General features: G+C 68.9%; 11 protein-coding genes, 2 tRNA genes, 1 pseudogene and 1 CRISPR repeat array. Of the genes and pseudogenes, 9 read left to right on the top strand and 5 right to left on the bottom strand.

Annotated features, from left to right (window positions below; translation table 11 throughout):
* The first annotated feature begins 186 nt into the window (after nt 1-186).
* Nucleotides 187-948, top strand: coding sequence for a phosphatase PAP2 family protein (locus tag ACFSOX_RS22800; RefSeq protein ID WP_378480123.1), 762 nt, complete (start codon nt 187-189; stop codon nt 946-948).
* Between the two features lie 13 nt (nt 949-961).
* Here the strand turns inward: ACFSOX_RS22800 and ACFSOX_RS22795 are convergent, their stop codons facing one another.
* Nucleotides 962-2,509: an ArnT family glycosyltransferase gene (locus ACFSOX_RS22795; RefSeq protein ID WP_378480122.1), complete on the bottom strand. Its 1,548-nt coding sequence runs from the start codon at nt 2,507-2,509 to the stop codon at nt 962-964.
* Between the two features lie 241 nt (nt 2,510-2,750).
* Nucleotides 2,751-4,355, bottom strand: a complete 1,605-nt coding sequence (locus tag ACFSOX_RS22790) for an MFS transporter (RefSeq protein ID WP_378480121.1) — start codon at nt 4,353-4,355, stop codon at nt 2,751-2,753.
* A gap of 452 nt (nt 4,356-4,807) precedes the next feature.
* Here ACFSOX_RS22790 and ACFSOX_RS22785 point away from each other — a divergent pair, with 452 nt between their 5' ends.
* The 3 genes from ACFSOX_RS22785 (at nt 4,808) to ACFSOX_RS22775 (ending at nt 6,770) form a co-directional block, all read left to right on the top strand.
* On the top strand, nt 4,808-5,344 hold the full coding sequence (locus tag ACFSOX_RS22785) for a hypothetical protein (protein WP_378480120.1): 537 nt from the start codon (nt 4,808-4,810) through the stop codon (nt 5,342-5,344).
* A 139-nt stretch (nt 5,345-5,483) separates the two neighbouring features.
* Entirely contained in the window at nt 5,484-6,071 is a 588-nt protein-coding gene (locus tag ACFSOX_RS22780) for a hypothetical protein (protein WP_378480119.1), read from the top strand.
* 24 nt (nt 6,072-6,095) lie between these two features.
* Nucleotides 6,096-6,770, top strand: coding sequence for a hypothetical protein (locus ACFSOX_RS22775; RefSeq protein ID WP_378480118.1), 675 nt, complete (start codon nt 6,096-6,098; stop codon nt 6,768-6,770).
* An 18-nt stretch (nt 6,771-6,788) separates the two neighbouring features.
* On the opposite strand, the gene rlmB is transcribed toward ACFSOX_RS22775, so the two are convergent.
* The gene (gene rlmB / locus ACFSOX_RS22770) at nt 6,789-7,664 is read right to left on the bottom strand and encodes a 23S rRNA (guanosine(2251)-2'-O)-methyltransferase RlmB (protein WP_378480117.1); all 876 of its coding nucleotides are present in this window, start codon (nt 7,662-7,664) and stop codon (nt 6,789-6,791) included.
* 447 nt (nt 7,665-8,111) lie between these two features.
* On the opposite strand from rlmB, the gene ACFSOX_RS22765 reads away from it, so the two are divergent.
* Both ACFSOX_RS22765 and ACFSOX_RS22760 read left to right on the top strand, forming a co-directional pair.
* A tRNA-Tyr gene (locus ACFSOX_RS22765) sits at nt 8,112-8,196 on the top strand.
* A gap of 169 nt (nt 8,197-8,365) precedes the next feature.
* The gene (locus tag ACFSOX_RS22760; protein ID WP_378480116.1) at nt 8,366-9,223 is read left to right on the top strand and encodes an outer membrane protein; all 858 of its coding nucleotides are present in this window, start codon (nt 8,366-8,368) and stop codon (nt 9,221-9,223) included.
* 252 nt (nt 9,224-9,475) lie between these two features.
* Here ACFSOX_RS22760 and ACFSOX_RS22755 read toward each other — a convergent pair whose 3' ends face one another.
* Nucleotides 9,476-9,652: a hypothetical protein gene (locus ACFSOX_RS22755; RefSeq protein WP_378480115.1), complete on the bottom strand. Its 177-nt coding sequence runs from the start codon at nt 9,650-9,652 to the stop codon at nt 9,476-9,478.
* 587 nt (nt 9,653-10,239) lie between these two features.
* Here ACFSOX_RS22755 and ACFSOX_RS22750 point away from each other — a divergent pair.
* Nucleotides 10,240-10,313: transfer RNA gene (locus tag ACFSOX_RS22750), tRNA-Gly, on the top strand.
* A 35-nt stretch (nt 10,314-10,348) separates the two neighbouring features.
* Here the strand turns inward: ACFSOX_RS22750 and ACFSOX_RS22745 are convergent.
* The gene (locus ACFSOX_RS22745; protein ID WP_378480125.1) at nt 10,349-10,609 is read right to left on the bottom strand and encodes a hypothetical protein; all 261 of its coding nucleotides are present in this window, start codon (nt 10,607-10,609) and stop codon (nt 10,349-10,351) included.
* Here ACFSOX_RS22745 and ACFSOX_RS22740 point away from each other — a divergent pair.
* Nucleotides 10,560-10,895 (top strand): annotated as a pseudogene (locus ACFSOX_RS22740) (DUF4011 domain-containing protein); the annotation flags it as partial. The gene ACFSOX_RS22745 and the pseudogene ACFSOX_RS22740 overlap by 50 nt on opposite strands.
* Before the next feature lie 40 nt (nt 10,896-10,935).
* The gene (locus ACFSOX_RS22735) at nt 10,936-11,439 is read left to right on the top strand and encodes a hypothetical protein (protein ID WP_378480124.1); all 504 of its coding nucleotides are present in this window, start codon (nt 10,936-10,938) and stop codon (nt 11,437-11,439) included.
* A 389-nt stretch (nt 11,440-11,828) separates the two neighbouring features.
* Nucleotides 11,829-17,862: a CRISPR direct-repeat array (repeat unit 37 nt; unit sequence GGCTTCCGCAGCCTCAAAGCTGCGGCCTCATTGAAGC).
* Nucleotides 17,863-17,881: the final 19 nt, after the last annotated feature.

Genomic DNA, 17,881 nt, shown 5'->3' with positions numbered 1-17,881 from the left:
AGAATCAATGCCGTGCACCTCTTCAAGCACAATCCGTGCCGGACAGCCGTGGGTCCGCGCCACGGCGTCGCGCCGCCGGTGCGGACCCTTTGCGTCCCCGCGCCGGATTTGCTTCAAGGGCGGCGGCCGGGAGGGGCGCGTCGGCGCCGCGCGTCGGCCGTGTCCGTAAGGCCCGCCGGAGGTTGCATGTCCCGCCCGTTCGCCACGTCCCTGCAGGTGCCCGCCGGCGCACTCGCTCCCGCGCTGCCGCCGAAGCGCCGCGCCGCGCTGGCGCTGCTGGTGATCCTCGGCACCGGCGTTCTGGTCGGCCTCGTGTTCGGGTTGTGGCCGGGGCTCGATCTCGCCGTCACGGCGCTCGGCTTCGATCCGGCGCAGCGCATGTTCACGCACGCCTACACACCGTCCCTGCAGACGATCCGCGACGTCAACGACATCATCGTGCGGGCCGTCGCGGTCACGGCCGGCGTGATCCTGATCCTGTGGCTCGCCGCCCCGAAGGTCGCCGCGGCCCGGCTGCCCGGTGCGCTGTCGCTGCGCGCGGCGCTGTTCGTGCTGGCGACGCTCGCGGTGGCACCCGGGCTGATCGTCAACGGCATCCTCAAGCCTCACGGCGGACGGCCGCGGCCGATCGAGGTGACGCAGTTCGGCGGCACGCTCGACTTCGTGCCGTGGTGGAGCCCGTTCGGCCGCTGCGACGCGAACTGCTCTTTCGCGTCGGGCGAGATGTCGAGCGCCACGTGGCTGCTCGCCGTCGCGGTGCTGCTGCCGGCGCGCTGGCGGTCACTCGGCATCGTCGCGGTGCTCGCCTGGGCCCTCGTGGTCGGCGGCGCGCGTATGGCCCAGGGCGGGCATTTCGCGTCGGACGTGCTGATGTCTGCCGTCATCACGGCGCTGACCGTGTGGGGGCTGCACGCCCTGATCCTGCGGCCAGGCGAGCGCACCGCCTGACGATCAAAGCCGGTCACGGAAACGGGCAGACGGCGAGCGGCGGCAGCGGATCCTTCGGGCCGGTGAGCCTGAAGGCGTGGAAGCCGCGCGGGCCGCCCGTTCCTTCGCCGGTGCGGGTGAGCCCGAGCGGCGCGACGGTGGCGACATGCGGCCGGATGCGCGCCTCGTCGCGGCAGACCGTGACCAGCAGCACCGGGCCGGCGGTCCGCGGCCCGTAGGGGGCGCCCAGGTCGAAGGACGGGATCTCCTCGGTCCGCCACGACAGCACCGGAATGCCGGCGTCGCGCAGATAGTAGAGGAGGGCGCCGAGGTCGCCACGGGAATCGCTGACGATCGCGGTCGCGCCGGCGGCGCGTGCCGCGGCGCCGGCCTTCTCCGCGAAGTCGCGCCAGCCGAGCGTGCGCGAGTACGGGTTCGGGTTCTTCAGCAACGGCAGCGCGACCCGGTCGGCGACCACGTCGCCGACCAGCAGCAGGGCCTGCGTCACGGCGCCGATGACGAGGCTCGTGGCGATCCAGCCGAAGGCGCGCTCGCGCACCAGCGTCGCCGCGGCGACCACGACGCCCGACACGAAGGCGACGGCGGCCCAGTTCGCATAGGCGTGCACCGTGACGGCGAACGCCGTGACGAGCGCGATCGGGAACAGCGAGAAGGCGATCATCACCCGGTCGGCCTCGGGGAGCCGCCCGCGGAGAAGCCGCACCGTGACGACGATCATCACGGCGAAGATGACGGGGCCGAACACGCCGAACTGGGCGCCGAGGAACTCCAGCGCCCGGAGCGCGCTCCAGCGCACCTCCTCGCCGATCACGAGGCCGCCCGTGTGCTTGAACGTGATGAAGCCGGTCGCCGCGTTCCAGATCAGGTTGGGCGACACGACCACGAGCGCGACGAGAAGCGCCACCCACAAATGCGGTCCGCGCGAGAGCGCGCGGGCGCGCGGGCTGACGATCGCCGCGATCGCGATGCCGGGGACGATGTAGACCATGGCGTATTTGGCGAGCAGCCCGAGGCCGGTCGCGACGCCCATCAGGAGCGCACGGTGCCAGCGCGGCGCCTCGAGGAGCTTCACATAGGCATAGAGCGCCACGGCCCAGAAGAACAGCAGCGGCACGTCGGTCGAGACGATGCGTGAGGAGAACGCCGCGCCGGTGGTCAGTGCCGTCATCAGCGCGGCCCAGAAGCCGGTGCGCTCGTCGTAGAGGGCGCGGCCGATCGCGTAGACGACCAGGCTGGTGCCGCAATAGAAGATCGGCGCGGGCGCCCGCACGCACCATTCGGCCTCGCCGCACACGCGCTCGGCGCCGAAGATGATCCAGGCGAGCAGCGGCGGCTTCGAGTAGTAGCCGAAGGCGAGGTTCTGGGCCCACGACCAGTACTGCGCCTCGTCGTAGAAGAGGTCGACGATCGAGAGCTTGAGGCCGACGAGCCGCAGCGCCGTGAGCGCCAGCAGGATCGCGACCAGCAGCGGCAGCCGGTCGAGCGGCTTGCGGACCGCGCGATCGCCCGCCGCGGGTCGCACGGCGTCGATCGGGGTCTTCAGGGGGAGGGCGCTTCGCATCGGGTCCGGTCGCGGCGTTGTCGGGTCGCCCCGTCTACCAGCCGCATCCGGGCGATTCAATGAAGGGGAAGGCGCGGAGGCCTTGCATTCTCCTGTCGTTCCGGGGCGGCGCGCCGCGCCGAACCCGGAATCAAGCCCCGCACTCCGTGTTCGCCGCTGGATTCCGGGTTCGCGCCGCAGCCTGCGCCCGGACGGCGTGACGCGCCGATCCGGGTGGCGCGCCCCGGACTGAAGAGGGGCATCATCCCCGGCGCGAAATGTCGACGCCCGACTCGGTGGCGATGTCGACGTCCTTGGTGTCGCGCAGGAAGACGGCGCCGACCAGCACGGTCATGCCGGCGACCGCGATCGGGTACCACAGGCCCGCATAGATATCGCCCGTGGAGGCGACGATCGCGGTGGCCAGCAGCGGCAGCATGCCGCCGAACCAGCCGTTGCCGATGTGATAGGGCAGCGACATCGAGGTGTAGCGGATGCGGGTCGGGAACATCTCGACCAGGAACGCCGCCATCGGCGCGTAGACCATCACGACATAGAGCACCATCACGAGCAGCACGAGCTCGGCGGTCAGCCAGTCGACCTTCTTCGGGTCGGCGTGGGCCGGATAGCCGGCCGCCGCGAAGGCCGCCTCCCAGCGCGGCTGGTCGAAGCCCTCGACCCGGGTGTCGCCGAGGATCAGCGTCACCGAGGCGCCCGTCGGCGCGTCCGCCTTCTGGAACGAGACGCCGCGCTTGGTGACGAAGTCCTGGGCGCGGTCGCAGTCCGAGAAATTCGACCACGGCCCGACGAAGACATGGACGCGGCAGTCCGCGCGGTCGGCCGCGATGATGACGGTCGAGCGCGCCTGGAAGGCGGCGAGGTCGGGGTTCACGGCCTGCGTCAGCACCTGGAACAGCGGGATGTAGGTCGCCGCGGCGAGCAGGCAGCCGAGCAGGATGATCTTCAGCCGGCCGACGCGGTCCGACAGCCAGCCGAAGGCGACGAACAGCGGCGTGCCGACCACGAGCGACAGGCCGACCAGCATGTAGGCGAGCACATAGTCGAGCTGCAGCGTGATCTGCAGGAAGAACAGCGCGTAGAACTGGCCCGTGTACCAGACGACGCCCTGGCCGGCCGTGGCGCCGAGCAGCGCCAGCATCACGTACTTGTTGTTCGGCCAGCGGAAGAAGCTCTCGGTCAGCGGCGCCTTGGAGCCTTTGCCTTCCTCCTTCATGCGCTGGAAGATCGGCGTCTCGTTGAGCCGCAGCCGAATCCAGATCGACAGCACCAGCAGTGCGAGCGACACGACGAAGGGGATGCGCCAGCCCCACGAGGCGAAGCTGTCGGCGTCCATGGCGAGGCGCGCGACGCCGATCACCAAGAGCGCCAGGAAGAAGCCGAGCGTCGCCGTCGTCTGGATGAAGCTCGTGGCGAAGCCGCGATTGCGCGGCCGCGCGTGCTCGGCCACGTAGGTCGCAGCGCCCCCGTACTCGCCGCCGAGCGCGAGGCCCTGGATCAACCGCAGCCCGACGAGCAGCACGGGCGCCGCCCAGCCGATGGTGTCGAAGGTCGGCAACAGGCCGACCAGGAAGGTCGCCCCGCCCATCACGAAGATGGTGACCAGGAACGTGTACTTGCGCCCGACCAGGTCGCCGATGCGGCCGAACACCAGGGCGCCGAACGGCCGCACCAGGAAGCCCGCCGCATAGGTCGCGAAGGCGGAGAGCAGCGCGGCCGTGTCGTTGCCGGGCGGAAAGAACAACGCGGCGAAGAACGGTGCCAGCGTCGCGTACAAATAGAAATCGTACCACTCGAACACGGTGCCGAGCGACGAGGCGAAGATGACGAACTTCTCGTCCTTCGTCATGCCGGCGCCGCGCGCCGAAATCCGGCTCCTGTGCATCGTCTCGTGCCTCGGCGTTTCCGATCTGTGGTTTCTTGGGGTTGGGACCGTCCGGCCGAACCGGCTCGTCCGACCCAAGGTGTAGGACGCGCGGGACCGAAAAGTCTCTCCGGATCTTCGCGGGATAGTCGAAAGTCGAAGCGGCCGCGGCACGCCGGCGGCCGCGCCCGCTCGTCCAGCGCACCGCGCGCGCCTTCGTTCCGGCCGGGAAAGATCTGGAATCGTTAGGGTTAAAGGGCGAAATCACCGGTTCTTCGAGATGAACCGAGGGGAATCTCAAAAGTTGTCCGCTGTGCTGGACGAGCGGGCGGGATCGACGCGGGGCGCGACGCCGGGAGCGTCGCTCCGCGTGGATCGCCGCGCCGCGAGAATCGACGCGCCGCGAGGATCGGCGCCGACGGGCGACAGGAGGGCGCATGCAGCGCAGGCGGATCATCGAAGCGGGGCTCGTCGCGCTCGCCTGGTCGACGGCCGTCGCCGCGACCCCGGCTGTCGCCCAGGACAACGGTCCGGTGATCGCGATTCCGGGCCGGCGCGACGTCCCGGTCTTCGTCAACGGGCGCGAGGCGTCCTACGCGGTCGTCGAGGGCGACTGGGGGCTCTACCGGGCCGGCTGGATCGGGCCGAACGTCATCCAGCCGCTGTGCTGCAGCCCCGGCCCGCAGCTCGGGCGGCACCGGCCGTATTATCCGAGCTCCGGCGAGCTGCCGCGGCTCGGCCGGCTCGAACACGATCCCGACAAGGGCAAGCCGCCGAAGCCGGCGGAGGAGTTCCATCAAGGCTGGTCGGCGAAGTCGGACGACAATCCGGTCACGGTGATGCCGCCCGACTACTCGTACAACATGCCGGGCGGCCTGGTGGTGACGCCGCCCTGGGGCGGGCCCGGTCCGGCGCCCGGTCCCGGACCGTGGCCGCCGCCGCGGCCGCGACCGCGGCCGGGGGGGCGGCGATGAGCCGCGAAACGGGCGGGACGTCAGGGCAGGGCGGCGTGGCGAAGCGGCCGCTTTGCGGGGCGACCGGTCCGGCGTAGGGTTTTGTCGAGGAGGCGGAGGCGAGTCCGCCGCCGCAGGGTGACGGCCAGAGGGACGGGTCATGCGTCGCAGCGTTCGGAGTCTGGAGGTCGTGGTCGTCGCCGCGTCGGCGATCGGCGCCGTCATGGTCGGGGGAAGCGGCGCGGCGCTCGCCCAGCAGGGCTGCTGCGCCGGCGGACCCGTCGTCGTCTACGGCGCCGCTCCGGTGCCGCCCGCGGTGCCGCCGACCGGCTACATCATCGATCCTTCCGATGCCCGTCCGCCCATGTACGTGGTCGACCAGGGTCCGCTCTATCGCGGCCCTGGCATTTATGCGGTGCCGACCTATTCGGAGGGCGGCTATGCGTATTCGATCCGCTATCCGTACACCTGGGGCCCCGCCCATCCGCCTTACAAGCGATGGTCCGGCGCGCGCCGCTACGGCTATGTCGGGCCGAGCGATCTCGCGGTCGCCGAGCGCGTCGCCGGGGCGCCGCCCTACGGCGCCTACGAGGTGCGGCCGGCGCCGCGTGCCAAGGTGATCGACGTCAGCCGGGTCGCCCGCGCCGAGGTGATCGACGGTCCGCCGGCGGGCGATCCCGTCACCACCGGCTCGGTGCCGAAAGGTGCGGCGCAAAAGCCGGCGCCGGCGCGCGCCCCGGGTCGCTGAGGGCCGTCGGAGCCGGCACGTCGCGTGGGCTATTATTGGCGCCAGGTCCGGATCCTGCTGCATCACGCCGTCTACGACTGCGCTCGCGACAAGCTCGAGCGCTGGCCGAGCGGGCGCAGCCGCACCGTGCCGGCCGACGACGTCGTCGGCCGTCAGGCGGCGTTCCAGGATCGCCGCTACGAGGCGTTTCCGCGCCTGCCGCTTCTGTGGGCGCTCGACGCGCTCGATCTCGATCCGGCGACGACCACGTTCGTCGACTACGGCGCGGGGCGGGGGCGGGCGTTGCTCGCGGCGGCGGGGCGGCCGTTCCGGCGCTGTGTCGGCGTCGAGTTCTCGGCCCGCCTGGTGGCGGAGGCCCGCGACAACATCGCGGCCTGGCCGGTCGAGCGGCTCGCCTGCCGTGATCTGTCGCTCGTGCATATGGATGCCGCCGACTACGTCCCGCCGCCCGGCGACCTGGCGCTGTTCTTCTACAATCCGTTCGGCCGCGAGGTGCTCGACCGCGTCGCCGACCGCCTCGAAGAGGCTGCCGCTGACGGGGCGCGAAAAATCCGCATCGCCTACGTCAATCCGCGGGGCTGGGCGCTGTTCGTCGGACGGCCGGCGTTCCGGCGGCTCGCGATCCCGCGCGCGGCGCGTGCGAAGCTCGCGCTCTTCGGCGCCGGACCGGTGGAGTTCTTCTCGGTCGAGGCGCCGTGAGACCGGATGGTCCCTGGCTCAGCCGCCGGCCTTCAGCCGCGTGTGGGCGACATAGAGGGCGAGCGCCGTCGCGTTCGACACGTTGAGGCTCGTGATCTTGCCCGGCAGGTCGATGCGGGCGACCGCGTCGCAGGTCTGCCGAGTGAGCTGGCGCAGGCCCTTGCCCTCGGCGCCGAGCACCAGCGCCAGCGGGCCGCGCAGGGCCGTGTCGGCGAGGTCGGCCGTGCCCTCGCTGTCGAGCCCGACCGTCATCCAGCCGTTGTCCTTGAGCGCCGTGAGCGCCCGGGCGAGGTTGCCGACCGTGACGATCGGCACGATGTCGAGCGCGCCCGAGGCGGCCTTGGCGAGCACGCCGGTCGCCTCCGGGCTGTGGCGCGCCGTGGTGACGACGGCGGCCACCGCGAAGGCGGCGGCCGAGCGCAGGATGGCGCCGACATTGTGCGGGTCGGTGATCTGGTCGAGCACCAGCACCAGGCCCTCGGCCGGCAGCTCGGTGATGTCGGGCGAGTCCAGCGGGTCGGCCTCGGCGAGCAGGCCCTGATGCACGGCTTCGGGGCCGACGATCGCGGCGATCTCGTCGGGCCGCACCAGGGTCGGGGCGATCGGGGTCGGCACGCCCTCCTCGGCGAGGCGGTGCGCGGCGTTCTCGGTAGCCAGCAGGCGGCGGAAGCGCCGGGCGGGATTCTCCAGCGCCGCCTTCACGGTGTGCCAGCCGTAGAGGATCGCCGGGCCGTCGCGGTCGCGCGGCTCCGGCCGGCCGCGCCGGGCGAAGGCCGCCTTCTTGCGCGACCCGTCCTTGGGGAACCGAGCCTTGCGATCCTTGCGGTCCTTGCCGGGTTCGGTCTTGCGGGAGGCGTCCCTGCGCGAGTCGTCCTTGCGGGGCCATGGCGTCACCGCGCCGGCGGCGCCCCCGCGCTCCGGCCGTCCGCCTTCGGAACGGCCGCCTTCGGCCCGGCCGCCTTCGGGCCGCCACGGCCGCTTGCCGCCGCCGGATCCGGCTCCGGCCGATCCGGCTCCGGATCGGAACGGCTTATGCGGGCGGTCGCGGTCGGTCATGGTCGGGTCCGGCTCGGGTCTCTGGAACGGAAGGGTCGGGACTGCATAGCGGGGTGGGGCGCACGGCGCCACTGCGGATCGCCGACGGTCGGCGGCTGTCGTTCGAAGGAGCCGCCCGGACCGTCCGCGGAACCGGACGGACCGGCTTTGCGGACCGGGCTTTTTCGTGTTGACACCCGGGGGACGGCCACCCATAAGAACGGCCCGACGCGGGGCGCACCGCCGGTCTTCCGGACACCACGATCGTGGACGGACCGTGGACCGAGACGCTGCCGAGCGCGACGTGGGGGAGTGTCCCGAGCGGCAAAGGGGGCGGACTGTAAATCCGCTGGCTATGCCTTCGTAGGTTCGAGTCCTACCTCCCCCACCACCTTGATTTTTCTAGAGAAATCAGAATCGGGCAACGCCGAATGCCCGGTGCGGCCGGTCATCGGCGGCGGCGTGCCCGCAGCATTGGCCGATGTGTGTTGCTCCGGCGTTACAGCCTGTTGGTCGTCCCCTTGTTAGCGTGACAGTGTGGATTCGCAGGGGGGCGGGTCATGATCCGACAGGTGGTCCCGGTGCTGGCCGGTCTGACGGCCGCGACGATGGCGCAGGCGGCCGACCTCGCCGTCAAGGCGCCGCCGGCGGCCGCGCCGAGCTGGACCGGCGTCTATATCGGGGCGACGCTCGGCGGCGCCTGGGCCGACCGTGACCTCTCGCTCGTCGGCAACGATGTCCCGGCTGCCAACCGGCTCGCCGCCAACACCTCGTTCCCGGGCAATCAGCCGGTCGTGGCGCCCGGCGTTTCGGCCCGCTCGCTCACGGGCGGCCTCGAGGCCGGATTTGACGTGCAGGCCAGTGCCGCCGTGGTGGCCGGCTTTGTCGCCGATGTCAGCCTGATGTCGCTCGAGGGCAGCGGCGCCGGCACCAACGCCCTGTTGCCGCCGAGCTTCACCCAGACGCTGACGGTCGACCAGAAGGTCGACTGGTGGGGCACCCTGCGCGCGCGGCTCGGCTGGCTCGCCACCGAAAACCTGCTGCTCTATGCGACCGGCGGCCTCGCCTACGGGCACGTCGAGCGGTCCGCCGCCTATCGGTTCGATGGGCCGGCCGCCATCCTCGGCGGCGGCCCGGCGGGCGTCTCGTATCTGTGCGCGGCGCCGGGCCAGGCCTGCTTCTCGGGATCGGCGTCGAGCGTCGAGCTCGGCTTCACGGCCGGCGCCGGGGGCGAGTTGCGCCTCACCCGGCAATGGAGCCTCAAGGCCGAATATCTCTATGTCAGCCTCGGACGCAGCGCGGTCGATTCCGTCGCGGTTGCGGTTTTCAACGCGGGCGACCGGCCGAGCTCCTTCAACGCCGACTTCGGTCGGACCGACTTTCAGGTCGCCCGCGGCGGCGCCGTCTATCGCTTCTGAAAACCTGAAAGGGCCGCCTGTGCGGCCCCGCCTGTGGCTTGATCCGCCGGATCGTCGGGCCCGGATGGCGTCCTCACCGGGACGGGCCGCACCGAGGCGCGGTCGCGCGAGCCCGGGCGGCGGGCCGTCCGGCACGGGTGCCGGACCGCGGCGTCGCCTGTTCGCGGCACGTCCGCGTCTCTCGTTGCGCCACCGCCATGGTCGGCGACCGTCCGAACGACGTCGGGCCGAACCTGCGACCCCGGCCCCGGCTCAGCGGCGATGCTTGCTGCGGGCCGACGCCGACTCGGTGCTGTCGATGAGCCCGAAGGCCTCGAGGCTCTCGCGGGCGCGCTCGGACACGGCGGCCGGGTGGCGGCGGAAGGTGTCCAGGATCGCCAGCAGCGCGGTGGGCGGATCGTCGGACTTCGGGTTCGGGGTCGGGCTCATGGGGGTGCCTCGTCTGGTCTCTGTATCTGTGAGTGCCTGCTGTCGACAGGTTCTAAGGTGGCTCCGGGTTACCAGGATCGTTCGCGCCGTCAAGTCTCCGTCTGGCGGATCACCGCAATGCAAAGAGATCATGCCGGCAAATTCGCCTTTCCCGGCAAGCACACATGCACTCGCCGCATTCCCACTGTGCGAAGACTTGCACAGCTTCGTAAAACACAGCTTACGGACCTGGACTACGTCCGGGCACAGTTTTGGACCACCCGGTCCGTTTTTCGGATTTATTTGCGGCGCACCGTCGACGGGATGGCGTGGCTTCGAGACACTCGCGTCACCGGCGTCCGCCGTCTCGGCCTGTGCCACGCCGAGGCGACACCGGGCGCAGCAGCCCGGGGCGCGTCCGGTCACAGGGACGGCGCCCGCCGGAAGCGCGGCCCGCGTCGGCTCCGGGATCGGCGCCATGGCCCGAAGCGGCGGCGCCCGAATGCGCGGCGGCACCAGGGTTGAAGTCGGCCCGGCCTTGTGCGAGAAGCCGACGACTGCCGCAAGGCCCGCGTCCGGTTCTCGGAAGACCGACCGGCGACGCGTCGGCGGGTGTAGCTCAATGGTAGAGCAACAGCCTTCCAAGCTGATGACGAGGGTTCGATTCCCTTCACCCGCTCCAGCCTTTCTCTGTCGCAACAGAGCCGTCGGTGTCGCTTATGCGTGACGGGCGACGCAGAGGTCGGTGCGGCGTCCCGACGACACGTCGGGATGGCCACACTGCGGTGAGCCGAGCTCGACAAGAGTTTCGGCGACGAGCGACGTCGCGAGCCGGGCAAGGCCAGCATGGCGCTCGTGTGCTTCGGCCCGGCCAAGCGCGAGGGTCTTTTCTCGGCGAGCCGGCGCTTCGAGGTCCGGCCTCGATCGGATGCGCTCGGCGCCGGTGATCCGGGTGATCAGGCGCTGCTTCTCGTCCAACAGCGCGAAGGCGGGGCGCGAACGCGAGATTCCGGATGCGCTGGCGCGCGACGAGCCTGATGCCGTCCGCGACGAGGACGAGCGCGACGGCCGTCTGACCGAGCTGTTCCGCCTTTCGCGCAAGGCGTTCGAGGAGGGTGGCGCCGATGCCCTGTTTCTCGCGCTCGGGTTTCTCACGCTCGCGTTTTTCGCCTGGACGCAGGCGGGGCGGGCGACGCCGGGCTGGGCGCCGCTCGTCCTGCGGCCGGTCGCACTGCAACGCTCCAGCGTCCGCAGCGGTTTTCGGGCGCGCCGTTCACCAAGGCGACGCGCGCTTCGATCCGACCTTGCTCGAAATGCCGCGGCAGGATTTTCGCCTGGCCATCCCCGAGCGCGAGCCGGACCTGCCGGCCGACCGGACCGGCGCCGATGTCGCGCGCGTCCGGCAGATCGTCCGAGCCCGCGTCCGCGACACGCCGGGTCGGGCGGTCACGCCCGACGTCGTGCTTTCCACCGTCTCGTTCACCATGAGCCTGACAGGGACGGTCAGGTGGACTACATGGACCTGCTCGAGAAGAGCCCGGTGGCATCACCTGATCGACGCGCAGAGGCACGGCAATGGAGACGGTGCGATCCTCCCGGACGCCGCCGTCGCCCATCCCGATAATCGGCAGGGCGGCCTCGACGCGCTTCCCCCGCTCGACGCGACCGACATTCGCGGTGACCGGCGCATCGCCGATGGCGAGTTCATGAACGTGACGCGCGGCGCGCGCCGGTGGCCCAGCGTGCCGCCGATGATCGGGGCGCTCGGCCGAAACGCCACCCCTCCCTGCGTCGGCCCGCTTCGATGAGCGGAACGGCCGAGGCTCGTCGATCGCCGGCTCGAGGAGATGATCCGCTCCGACCACGCCCATGTACCGATCCTCGATCGCGGTCCTGCCGACAGGATGGAACTGCGGGTGAGAAGTCTGGGACAGAGTTTTCAGCCGATGCAGGGCTCCGCCGTAATGATATAATTTTACCGCCTCCCACGGGTGGCGGCGCCGTCGCCGTGCGAGCGCTGCGGTGGCGCCGAACCTCCGGGGAGCGCTCGCAGGCCGAATTCCCCTTGCGCCGGCGAGGGTTGTTTGACATCGTGAAGCCCGGATCGAAGCCTTCGGCCGGTTGCCGGTCGGCTTTTTCCGGAGCGCTCGCGATCCGCTCCGAATCGCCAGCCGCCCCGGCGGCTTGCGAGCGGGCCGGCTTCCGCAGCCTCAAAGCTGCGGCCTCATTGAAGCCGAGCATCGGTGGATCAGACGATCGTCGTGGTGACCGGCTTCCGCAGCCTCAAAGCTGCGGCCTCATTGAAGCAAGCAATGGGGCGAGTGGGGGATGCCAACCGACACGGCTTCCGCAGCCTCAAAGCTGCGGCCTCATTGAAGCGCCGGCGACGATGGAGTCGATGTCGATCACGGTCACGGCTTCCGCAGCCTCAAAGCTGCGGCCTCATTGAAGCCATCTCGGCGCGCAGGCGCACGGCGATGCCTTCGGCGCGCTTCCGCAGCCTCAAAGCTGCGGCCTCATTGAAGCTTGTCGAGCCACTCGCCCTGTGCCCGCGACAGGGCCGCTTCCGCAGCCTCAAAGCTGCGGCCTCATTGAAGCCCGTGCCGCCGCGCTGGATGTTGGAGCCGGTGTAGACGGCTTCCGCAGCCTCAAAGCTGCGGCCTCATTGAAGCGGAAGATCGAGAACGAGGCGCGCGCCCGGCGACTTCAGGGCTTCCGCAGCCTCAAAGCTGCGGCCTCATTGAAGCTGGAGCATGGCGAAGATTGCCTCGTAGTCGGCGCGGCCGGCTTCCGCAGCCTCAAAGCTGCGGCCTCATTGAAGCGTGTCGGTCAGCTCCACGGCCGCGTCGTCGCCGCGCGGCTTCCGCAGCCTCAAAGCTGCGGCCTCATTGAAGCCGCGGCTCACGGGTATCGGCGGTCGTAGCTCCGTCGACCGGGGCTTCCGCAGCCTCAAAGCTGCGGCCTCATTGAAGCGTCCACGGTGCGGGTATGGCGGCGCACGGCAATGAGCAGGCTTCCGCAGCCTCAAAGCTGCGGCCTCATTGAAGCGCGTTGCCGCCGTGCTCCGCGACGGGCTCGGGCCGCGGGGCTTCCGCAGCCTCAAAGCTGCGGCCTCATTGAAGCGCGCTCCGCCTCGGCCGTCGCCTCGGCCTCCCGCTGGGCTTCCGCAGCCTCAAAGCTGCGGCCTCATTGAAGCCCACCGGCCCTCGCCCGGACCGGGACACCCGCGGCGATCCGACGTGGGCTTCCGCAGCCTCAAAGCTGCGGCCTCATTGAAGCCCACCGGCCCTCGGGATCCGAGACCTCGCGCGGCCCCCGGCTTCCGCAGCCTCAAAGCTGCGGCCTCATTGAAGCGAGGGAGGGCGGCCGCAGGTGCCCCGGGACGTAGACGCGCGGCTTCCGCAGCCTCAAAGCTGCGGCCTCATTGAAGCCTCTCCTGGGCCGCGTGGATCATCGCTCGTCTGGGCGGGGCTTCCGCAGCCTCAAAGCTGCGGCCTCATTGAAGCGTCAGACACGCCCGGCCGGCCGCGATCGTTTCGTCGGCTTCCGCAGCCTCAAAGCTGCGGCCTCATTGAAGCCGTGATCAGACATCGGTGCCGGTCCTGATTGCGGTGAGGCTTCCGCAGCCTCAAAGCTGCGGCCTCATTGAAGCCGGGAGCTTCGAGCGGAGATCAGCAAGTCGTCCGGCGGGGCTTCCGCAGCCTCAAAGCTGCGGCCTCATTGAAGCATTTACGGACATGTATGTCTGATAATGTCCTTTAGGTGGCTTCCGCAGCCTCAAAGCTGCGGCCTCATTGAAGCGGCAACTCGTCGTCCACCGACGCGATCACCCGGGCCGGGCTTCCGCAGCCTCAAAGCTGCGGCCTCATTGAAGCGGCGAGAACCCGCCGACGACGCTGATCGCCGAGGCGGCTTCCGCAGCCTCAAAGCTGCGGCCTCATTGAAGCGCGTTGTCCCGCTGGTTTGTAAACGTGATCACGATCGGGCTTCCGCAGCCTCAAAGCTGCGGCCTCATTGAAGCGGCGTTCGCCCTGGTCGGTGCTCGGCACAGCGACACCCGCTTCCGCAGCCTCAAAGCTGCGGCCTCATTGAAGCGTGCATCTACGGCCGCCAGGCGACGGCCGGGCACCGGCTTCCGCAGCCTCAAAGCTGCGGCCTCATTGAAGCCTGCCGCCGCAGAGCCTTCCCGCGGGCGAGTCCCCGCCGGCTTCCGCAGCCTCAAAGCTGCGGCCTCATTGAAGCGTCGTCGACCGCGACGGCACGGTCCACCAGCTCCTCGGCTTCCGCAGCCTCAAAGCTGCGGCCTCATTGAAGCCGGACGTCGTGTGCATCACGCGGCCTCCCGCTCGACCGGGCTTCCGCAGCCTCAAAGCTGCGGCCTCATTGAAGCAGCGTCATGCCGGCCCCCCGGCTCGGACGGGCAGGAAGCGGCTTCCGCAGCCTCAAAGCTGCGGCCTCATTGAAGCGCCATCTGCGCTTGCTGCTCGGGGCTCGGCGGCGCCGGGCTTCCGCAGCCTCAAAGCTGCGGCCTCATTGAAGCTCGCGCTCGGGCTCCTACTTCGACTTCTTCCGCACCAGGCTTCCGCAGCCTCAAAGCTGCGGCCTCATTGAAGCGCGATCGTCTCCTGCTGGATCTTGAGGTTGGTGTCTAGGGCTTCCGCAGCCTCAAAGCTGCGGCCTCATTGAAGCGTCGTCGCGACCGCCGTCGTCACGGTGAGCGCCTCGAACAGCGGCTTCCGCAGCCTCAAAGCTGCGGCCTCATTGAAGCAGCCGGAGCCGTAAGGCGACGTCGAGCGTGGTCATGCTTCCGCAGCCTCAAAGCTGCGGCCTCATTGAAGCGAGAATGCCGCCGATCTCGGTCAGCAGCTTCTCCGGCTGGCGGCTTCCGCAGCCTCAAAGCTGCGGCCTCATTGAAGCGAGCAACGACGACACGCACACACAAAGGAAGCACCTGTGAAGCTTCCGCAGCCTCAAAGCTGCGGCCTCATTGAAGCCCGGCATCTATCCGGCCTCGCTCGGCGCCTCGTCGAGGCTTCCGCAGCCTCAAAGCTGCGGCCTCATTGAAGCGTGTCGGTTCGGGGCTTGGGGGTGGACAGACGGGACTCGGCTTCCGCAGCCTCAAAGCTGCGGCCTCATTGAAGCGATCTGGTCGGGCGCGGTGACCCGCAGCGGAATCCGGCTTCCGCAGCCTCAAAGCTGCGGCCTCATTGAAGCGACATGCGACTCGCGGATGCGCTGTGCCGCATGCACGGGCTTCCGCAGCCTCAAAGCTGCGGCCTCATTGAAGCCGGCGGACGAATTCCTCGCCGGCCGAGAGGGCGTCGTGGCTTCCGCAGCCTCAAAGCTGCGGCCTCATTGAAGCATCGAAGACGTCGGCGTTTCCGCCAACACCGCAAAGGCTTCCGCAGCCTCAAAGCTGCGGCCTCATTGAAGCGAAGGCCTCGATCCTCCCGGCCTGTCGGCGCTCGGCGAGCTTCCGCAGCCTCAAAGCTGCGGCCTCATTGAAGCACCAGGGCGCGCCCGATCTCATCGTCGCGTTTCCAGGCTTCCGCAGCCTCAAAGCTGCGGCCTCATTGAAGCCTCGAGTCGTAGATCGTACCGCGGGTGATCGAGTTGGGGCTTCCGCAGCCTCAAAGCTGCGGCCTCATTGAAGCTTGCCGAACAGATTGCCGAGCAGGCTGCCGACCACGCGGCTTCCGCAGCCTCAAAGCTGCGGCCTCATTGAAGCGCATACGTCCTGGCGTCGGGCTCCTTGAAGCCACGGACGGCTTCCGCAGCCTCAAAGCTGCGGCCTCATTGAAGCGCGACGACCGGCGAGGTCTACGCCGCGAACAGCGAGGGGCGGCTTCCGCAGCCTCAAAGCTGCGGCCTCATTGAAGCACGCTGAGGGCGAAGTCAACTGCGATGATCAGAGAAGGGCTTCCGCAGCCTCAAAGCTGCGGCCTCATTGAAGCGTGGTGGCCTCGCACGCCGCCATCGACGAGCTGATCGGGCTTCCGCAGCCTCAAAGCTGCGGCCTCATTGAAGCTGCTGATAGAACAGCACGGTGCGCTGCTCGTCGGTCAGGCTTCCGCAGCCTCAAAGCTGCGGCCTCATTGAAGCACCAACAAGCCCGACGGACCAGACGACGGTCTGGACAGGCTTCCGCAGCCTCAAAGCTGCGGCCTCATTGAAGCTAGGTGTTCTGGTTCCATTTAAATCGGCGCGCGGCCTCGGGCTTCCGCAGCCTCAAAGCTGCGGCCTCATTGAAGCCAGCCTGGGTGGGAAGCGGCTTATATGTCCGTCAGGGGGCTTCCGCAGCCTCAAAGCTGCGGCCTCATTGAAGCATCTTGTTCGCGAGGTCGTCCATCATCGGCAGCGTCGGCTTCCGCAGCCTCAAAGCTGCGGCCTCATTGAAGCTGCAAATACCATATTAAGATAAAATGCATGAAGATGCTTCCGCAGCCTCAAAGCTGCGGCCTCATTGAAGCGACCGGCCTGCCGCCTGGAACCCACAGGAGCCACTCGGAGCTTCCGCAGCCTCAAAGCTGCGGCCTCATTGAAGCAACGGGTTCGGCTACGTGGGCAAGGGCGTCAACAGCCCGCTTCCGCAGCCTCAAAGCTGCGGCCTCATTGAAGCCGCCCTCGCCCTGCCACCGCCTGGTGGTGTGCGCATGCTTCCGCAGCCTCAAAGCTGCGGCCTCATTGAAGCACGTTCCAAAGCCGGCAGAAGATCACGGGCTCGGTCGCGTGCTTCCGCAGCCTCAAAGCTGCGGCCTCATTGAAGCCGGTGAGAAGCGACGTGATCGAGCGTCGCTTCTCTGCTTCCGCAGCCTCAAAGCTGCGGCCTCATTGAAGCACGGTGGTCCGTACGCGCATCAGCGATCGAGCCGGGCGCTTCCGCAGCCTCAAAGCTGCGGCCTCATTGAAGCGATGAATATGTCGCCCCGCCCGGCGCCGGGTCTTGGCTTCCGCAGCCTCAAAGCTGCGGCCTCATTGAAGCGGGCAGTCGGCTTTTGCGTTCCCGGCGAACGTCTACATGGCTTCCGCAGCCTCAAAGCTGCGGCCTCATTGAAGCTCGGAGACGACCAGCATACGCGGCGGCCGGCCCTCCAGCTTCCGCAGCCTCAAAGCTGCGGCCTCATTGAAGCCTCCGGCGCACCCCGCCGAAGGATCCGCCGAAGCCGGGCTTCCGCAGCCTCAAAGCTGCGGCCTCATTGAAGCATCAGCAACAATGCCGTGCTGGTGGCCCGAGCAAGGCTTCCGCAGCCTCAAAGCTGCGGCCTCATTGAAGCCATTGTGCCGGTCAGCATCGCGCCAGCGCCGCCGCCGCTTCCGCAGCCTCAAAGCTGCGGCCTCATTGAAGCATCACCCAGACACACCCACTCACCCGGGATCAGACCGAAGTGCTTCCGCAGCCTCAAAGCTGCGGCCTCATTGAAGCCGGTTGTCAGTCTGCGATTGAAGCATTTAGAATTCCGCTTCCGCAGCCTCAAAGCTGCGGCCTCATTGAAGCACCTCTCCCGCAATCTCCTTCTGAGGACACGTCGTCATGCTTCCGCAGCCTCAAAGCTGCGGCCTCATTGAAGCAGCGTCGGGCTCTGCCACGTCAGTGCGGACGCCTCGTGCTTCCGCAGCCTCAAAGCTGCGGCCTCATTGAAGCACCAAATACGGCCGCAAGGCGATTCTCGACCACGTGTTGCTTCCGCAGCCTCAAAGCTGCGGCCTCATTGAAGCTCGAGCTCAAGGTCGGCCGCATCATCGGCAAGCCGGCTTCCGCAGCCTCAAAGCTGCGGCCTCATTGAAGCAAGGCACGACCGGAGCCTCGGGATGAGGACGGCATCGGCGAGCTTCCGCAGCCTCAAAGCTGCGGCCTCATTGAAGCAGCGTGAGCGCGCCGGCCGCGATGGCGGTGATGCGCGGCTTCCGCAGCCTCAAAGCTGCGGCCTCATTGAAGCACGAGGCGCCTGCTGTAGATGCGCTTGTGCCTGTCGGCTTCCGCAGCCTCAAAGCTGCGGCCTCATTGAAGCGCGAAGAATACTACGTGCAGCGCCGCGAGCCGCGGCCCGGCTTCCGCAGCCTCAAAGCTGCGGCCTCATTGAAGCGTAATAGACCGGTTCACCGGAGCCCGCGCGATTACTGCTTCCGCAGCCTCAAAGCTGCGGCCTCATTGAAGCGCGACACGGTGGACGAAGCCTTCCTGCGCAAGCAGGAGCGCTTCCGCAGCCTCAAAGCTGCGGCCTCATTGAAGCTTCACGCTCAGCGAGAACG

This window comes from Rhodoplanes azumiensis, assembly GCF_042682915.1.
Lineage (GTDB): Bacteria > Pseudomonadota > Alphaproteobacteria > Rhizobiales > Xanthobacteraceae > Rhodoplanes > Rhodoplanes azumiensis.
The sequence above is the reverse complement of the archived record's forward strand: the minus strand, read 5'-3'. Positions and strand labels throughout refer to the sequence as shown.

What these genes read in the sequence shown, in the direction of transcription:
- ACFSOX_RS22795 (WP_378480122.1), bottom strand. Translation starts at nt 2,509, where the DNA reads ATGCGAAGCGCCCTCCCCCTGAAGACCCCGATCGACGCCGTGCGACCC.
- ACFSOX_RS22755 (WP_378480115.1), bottom strand. Translation starts at nt 9,652, where the DNA reads ATGAGCCCGACCCCGAACCCGAAGTCCGACGATCCGCCCACCGCGCTG.
- ACFSOX_RS22780 (WP_378480119.1), top strand. Translation starts at nt 5,484, where the DNA reads ATGCGTCGCAGCGTTCGGAGTCTGGAGGTCGTGGTCGTCGCCGCGTCG.
- ACFSOX_RS22790 (WP_378480121.1), bottom strand. Translation starts at nt 4,355, where the DNA reads ATGACGAAGGACGAGAAGTTCGTCATCTTCGCCTCGTCGCTCGGCACC.
- ACFSOX_RS22760 (WP_378480116.1), top strand. Translation starts at nt 8,366, where the DNA reads ATGATCCGACAGGTGGTCCCGGTGCTGGCCGGTCTGACGGCCGCGACG.
- ACFSOX_RS22785 (WP_378480120.1), top strand. Translation starts at nt 4,808, where the DNA reads ATGCAGCGCAGGCGGATCATCGAAGCGGGGCTCGTCGCGCTCGCCTGG.
- ACFSOX_RS22800 (WP_378480123.1), top strand. Translation starts at nt 187, where the DNA reads ATGTCCCGCCCGTTCGCCACGTCCCTGCAGGTGCCCGCCGGCGCACTC.